At 65.5% G+C, this 4,372-nt stretch carries 7 protein-coding genes and 1 pseudogene; 6 read left to right on the top strand and 2 right to left on the bottom strand.

Annotated features, from left to right (window positions below; genetic code table 11):
* Nucleotides 1-246 precede the first annotated feature (246 nt).
* The 6 genes from D466_RS0119805 to D466_RS0119830 all read left to right on the top strand — a co-directional run bounded on the left by D466_RS0119805 (nt 247) and on the right by D466_RS0119830 (nt 3,784).
* On the top strand, nt 247-732 hold the full coding sequence (locus D466_RS0119805) for a DUF4123 domain-containing protein (protein ID WP_026285521.1): 486 nt from the start codon (nt 247-249) through the stop codon (nt 730-732).
* Complete coding sequence (locus D466_RS22560) at nt 725-1,072, top strand: hypothetical protein (RefSeq protein WP_018915414.1); 348 nt, start codon at nt 725-727, stop codon at nt 1,070-1,072. Before D466_RS0119805 ends, D466_RS22560 begins: the two co-directional genes overlap by 8 nt.
* 3 nt (nt 1,073-1,075) lie before the next feature.
* On the top strand, nt 1,076-1,657 hold the full coding sequence (locus tag D466_RS0119815) for a Tox-REase-5 domain-containing protein (RefSeq protein ID WP_018915415.1): 582 nt from the start codon (nt 1,076-1,078) through the stop codon (nt 1,655-1,657).
* A gap of 12 nt (nt 1,658-1,669) precedes the next feature.
* Nucleotides 1,670-2,401, top strand: coding sequence for an Imm52 family immunity protein (locus tag D466_RS0119820; protein WP_018915416.1), 732 nt, complete (start codon nt 1,670-1,672; stop codon nt 2,399-2,401).
* A 757-nt stretch (nt 2,402-3,158) separates the two neighbouring features.
* Complete coding sequence (locus tag D466_RS0119825; RefSeq protein ID WP_018915417.1) at nt 3,159-3,380, top strand: type II toxin-antitoxin system PrlF family antitoxin; 222 nt, start codon at nt 3,159-3,161, stop codon at nt 3,378-3,380.
* On the top strand, nt 3,380-3,784 hold the full coding sequence (locus D466_RS0119830; RefSeq protein ID WP_018915418.1) for a PIN domain-containing protein: 405 nt from the start codon (nt 3,380-3,382) through the stop codon (nt 3,782-3,784). Before D466_RS0119825 ends, D466_RS0119830 begins: the two co-directional genes overlap by 1 nt.
* Nucleotides 3,785-3,855: 71 nt before the next feature.
* Here D466_RS0119830 and D466_RS0119835 read toward each other — a convergent pair whose 3' ends face one another.
* Complete coding sequence (locus D466_RS0119835; RefSeq protein WP_018915419.1) at nt 3,856-4,038, bottom strand: hypothetical protein; 183 nt, start codon at nt 4,036-4,038, stop codon at nt 3,856-3,858.
* 196 nt (nt 4,039-4,234) lie between these two features.
* Nucleotides 4,235-4,303, bottom strand: a pseudogene (locus tag D466_RS25190) (hypothetical protein); the annotation flags it as partial.
* Between the last annotated feature and the right edge of the window lie 69 nt (nt 4,304-4,372).

Below are 4,372 nucleotides of genomic sequence, written 5' to 3' on the forward strand. Positions count from 1 at the left end.
CCGCTTCATGCGCTCCAGTGCCGACGCCAGGACGCGGATCAAGAGCCGGGAACAGGCTCGCAAGGCGCCAGCACAGACCACCTAAGACACCGAGGGGGAAGCCGTTCCGGGCTACGCCCTCCACGGCTTCCCCCTCGATCAAACCGACCACCAGGAGATCACCGACCCAGGCCACGACCTACACTTATCCACCGCCGGACATCATCAGACCGGCTCCCATCCCTGGCTCACTATTGGGTCGGCACGGTGGCTCAGAATTGCATCGGCGCACACACGTCGGCGCGCCTGTACGCGCTGCTCGATCCCCTGCTTCCAGCGCATGAAGGCTTGGCCCCGATGCTGGAGCGCGGCGCGGGCAGGGTGGCCTTGTTCGACCAGACCGTGGATGCCGAGGTGGCCGAAGGTGGCCCCTGGCTGGTGGAACTCGACGCCGCCAACACGGAACTGGTCAGCGGCCTGCTCGCGTTGGGGCGGGATCCGCAGGGTGTGGTGTGGCTGATCAGCGAGCGCGACCCGCCGGGTCTGGCGCAGGCCTTGCGCGAGCGCCTGAACGTGCGCCTGCGGGGCATCGGCGTGGCGCTGCTGCGCTTTTACGACCCGACGCTGCTGCAGGGGATCCTGGCCTTGTTGTCACCGAGCCAGCGAGCAAGCTTCGTCGCCCCGGCGGTGCAGTGGCTGGTCGAGCGCGACGGACAGCTCGTGCAGCTCAGCCCGGAGAAGCTGCATGCTTGAATTCGACGCCGGCCAGAGGCAGGCATTGCAGGCCCTGAACGAGACCAGCTTTGTCGAGCGCGTGCGCCTGGAGTTGCTGCGCGACCAGCCGGAGCTGGGTGCCGAGCCCGAGCTGGCCCAGCGCATGCTGCGCGCGCTGCGGGTGGCGCAGCAGTGGGGAGTCGACGACAAGCTGATGGGTGAGTTCGTGCGTCTGGAGGCTGCGGCGCCGGGCTTCCATGAGCAGCCGGCGGTGAAGGCGTGGATCACGCGCCCGGGGCGCAGTGCGTCGCAGCGCTTTGCGGACTACTTATGCGTAGTGCGTTGGCGGGGCAGGCACCAGGGTGCTGGCAAGGAGTGAGGCATGGCGGCTTTCGCAATTCCCTTGATCGAGTCGGCCGTGGCGGCTCTGGGCGGCTGGCTGCTGCGCGCGGCAGCGGTGATCGCAGGGGCCGGCGTGGCGCAGATGGCTGGCAAAGAGAAGGATGACACCCGGGCGCGCACGTCCGTACAGGAGATGACTCGCGACGACAGGCCTTGCAAGGATTGCCCTCCGAGGGCTGGCTGGAGGGCGCCTACCAAGCATTCGATGACCAGGGCTGCGCGGTTCTACCAGTGGCGTGTCACAGGCTGGCCCTACGACGAGGTCAAGTGGAAGTGGAGTGAGGAGTGGCAGTGGCGGGGCAAGGATTTCGATGGTTTCGTCAGCGACCCGTGCCTGATCCAGGAGGCAAAGGGGGATTACGACAAGTTCCTGGTCATGGAATGGGCGAAGAGGAGTTTCCAGGGCTTTGACCCGATGAGAAGGGAAATTGAAAAGCGAGGAGCGATCGCCAAGGCTCATCCGCCGACCCGTGTGAAGTACTACTTCCAGGGGCGCATGACGCTCGAGGCGATGCGCGACACACTACTGAAAAGCGGCGTCGAGTTCGTGCACTATCCATGAGGAGAAAGGCAAATGTCTTTGCAGGTCAACGCGATATTCCGCGACCCTGAGCTCGGCATCCACGATTACGCCCAAGCGCTTCGCAGGATGGCCAAGGTGATCGAGGTGCTGGAACGGCGCTACCCGGAACACGACAGGACGAAATGGAGACTGAAGGGCGACACCGAGCAAATGGCGCAGCTGTTTCCGGTGTTTGATGCCCACGGCCCGTCGCGCGTCGGTCTCGCCGTGTTGGAGCAGGAGTTCCGGAACGAGGACGAGCGAACCTTTGTGAGCATCTGGGACGGGCTGCAGGCTCCTCGTGTAGATGTCAGCATGTCCTGCCACATCGCACCTCCCGAGTACACCCATACCCTGTATATCGACCTGGACAGTCGTTCGGGGGCGATCGACGCGCAGTTGCTGTTGGACGTTCTGCGCCCGGTCGTGGAGCAGTTCGATCCGCTGTGGGTCAAGGTGTTTCCTTTCGGCTACTCCGAGCGGGTGTTCCCCGACAAGCCCGGAGTAGCCTGGATGCTGTACCTGCCGCAGGAGATCACGGCGCAGCAGGTTCCCGAGGCCGCGGCACTGGTGCCGATGGCTGGGCGCGACGGCAGGCGCCGGGGGACGGTGGTGCTCAGTGTGGTGGACGAAGTCTTCGACGGTCAAAACCCGCGACACATCGAGGCTGCGGCCAACATCGACATTCGCATGGTCGATCAGGACCTGATGCCCTGCTACTCGGATCTGTGGCCGACGGCCTGAGGCTGGCGGCGCTGGACGTTCGGGGTTCGCCGCGCCTTCATCGGTCGAGGCATCCAGCCGCTGGCTCGGCATGGGCAGGAGATCCTGACGGCTGCCTTCGCGGTTGCCGTGGGGGCTTCAACGGCAGTGTCACCTGCCAGCGGGCGCTACACCCTAACTCGTGGTGAGAGTGTGCAGATCCAGGGGACATCAGGATCGAAGCCCGAGTGGTTCACGCCACTCGCGCTTTTTGGCGTCTGGGGGGCACGCGGACGACGTGCCAGGCTCGCGTGGGATGGAGTCTCCTCGCCGCGGGGCAGCCCTTCGCACGAGCACATGCAGGGCAATACTGTCTCCGTCGTCCTGCCGACATGCTCCGTGCCTTACGACTCGCAGCTAAGCGGGAGTGCCCGTAGTGTCGAGGCGGTGGGCGCCCGCACGCGCACCACACGCTGATAGAGGACTGCTTGTCGGCCTCTGCGGACACTGGCTCCCGCGGGCGGCAATGACGGCTCGGGTGTGCTCGGCGGTTGCTGAGGTGTTCAGCACCCTTGCTATGCGTCGCCGGCAATGTTCCCTCCCACGGGCCAGGCCATCGTCTGGCCCCAGGGCCTGCGTTTCGATGGGCCGGTTCGTCTGGCCAAGGTGCGCGAGTACGCGCTGCTGTGCGTGCCCGGTGGCCACGGCGCGCTTGGGGGCGGGAGCCGGGCTTGCTCCGATGTCCTGTCGACATGGTGCGCCGCACGCATTACAGTAAGATGCTTTGTAAGGAGGCGTCATGGCAGAATCCACCATCACGGCCAAAGGGCAGACCACCGTGCCGGCAGACATACGGGCCGTCATGCATGCCAAGCCGGGGACGCGCCTGGTGTGGTCCGCCATGCCCGACGGAACCATCATCGTGCGCGCCAAGACCCAGTCCATCCGCGACATGGCGGGCATGCTGAAAGCCCCGAAGGGTAAGCGCATCACCATCGAAGACATGAACCCCTGGCGTTGATGCCCGCGCTCGACACCAATGTCCTGGTCCGTTACCTTGTCCAGGACGACCCAGCGCAGTTCGCGGCGGCGAAGCGCCTCATCGGGCGCTGCCTGGACGAAGGCCTGTCTCTGTTCGTACCCGTAACGGTCGTTCTGGAGCTTGAGTGGGTGTTGCGGTCCAGCTTCGGATTCGCCAAAGGCGACGTCCTGCAGGCGCTCTCGAGTTTGTTTTCGGCTGCCGAGCTGACCCTGGAATCGGAGCGTGCACTCGAGGTCGCACTCCAACTGTGTCGTGAAAGCACGGCTGACTTTGCCGACTGCCTGCACATCGCACTGGCGGCGCAAGCGGGCGAGCAGCCGTTGTGGACCTTTGACAAAGGTGCCGCCAAGGTCAGCGGCGCTCGACTACTGCCCAAGATTTGAGCAGGCGATGGATGAGCATCGTCACGACCCGGCCAGTTGGGCCGGCCTGGCCGGCTCGATCGCCGCGAGGATCAGCCACCGCGGACGCGCCAATCCCTGCTGCAAGCGCGCGGGCGGCGAAAGAGCAGGGCCGCGCCGAGTGCGATCAAGAGCAACGGGCCGACCAGGTGGGACATCCCGACCGGGATGAGACCCAGGTGCCTGGCCATGCCGACCAGACCGATGACGATGAGTGCGGCGGGGAAGATTCTCATGGTGCGCTCCGAAGGAATGTGAGGGGGCAACGCAAGGGGTTTGCCGCAGGAAAGCCTCAGCGCTGCTCGCCCGGTGCGGGCGGTGGGGCGGACGCCTTCGAGGCAGAGGCTCCGCTGGATGATGTCGGACCGGCCGCATCGTCACGCCGGCGCCGATCAGAAGCAGGGGCCAGAGCAGGTGCACGAAGGCGGGGTCGACGAGGCCATAGTGCTTGAGCAGCTCGAATACGCCAATGGCGATGAGGGCGAGCGGAAGGATGCGCATGATTTTCTCCAGGAAAGGGGGGCGGCGCGTGCGCGCTAGATGGCGAGGTCGCCGTATTCGGCGCGCAGC

The sequence above is a fragment of the Thiomonas sp. FB-6 genome (genome assembly GCF_000377645.1).
In the GTDB taxonomy this organism is placed as follows: Bacteria; Pseudomonadota; Gammaproteobacteria; order Burkholderiales; family Burkholderiaceae_C; genus Thiomonas_A.

Excerpts from the sequence above, each read along its gene's own strand:
- D466_RS0119835 (WP_018915419.1), bottom strand. The coding sequence starts at position 4,038 with ATGAGAATCTTCCCCGCCGCACTCATCGTCATCGGTCTGGTCGGCATG.
- D466_RS0119830 (WP_018915418.1), top strand. The coding sequence starts at position 3,380 with ATGCCCGCGCTCGACACCAATGTCCTGGTCCGTTACCTTGTCCAGGAC.
- D466_RS22560 (WP_018915414.1), top strand. The coding sequence starts at position 725 with ATGCTTGAATTCGACGCCGGCCAGAGGCAGGCATTGCAGGCCCTGAAC.
- D466_RS0119820 (WP_018915416.1), top strand. The coding sequence starts at position 1,670 with ATGTCTTTGCAGGTCAACGCGATATTCCGCGACCCTGAGCTCGGCATC.
- D466_RS0119825 (WP_018915417.1), top strand. The coding sequence starts at position 3,159 with ATGGCAGAATCCACCATCACGGCCAAAGGGCAGACCACCGTGCCGGCA.
- D466_RS0119815 (WP_018915415.1), top strand. The coding sequence starts at position 1,076 with ATGGCGGCTTTCGCAATTCCCTTGATCGAGTCGGCCGTGGCGGCTCTG.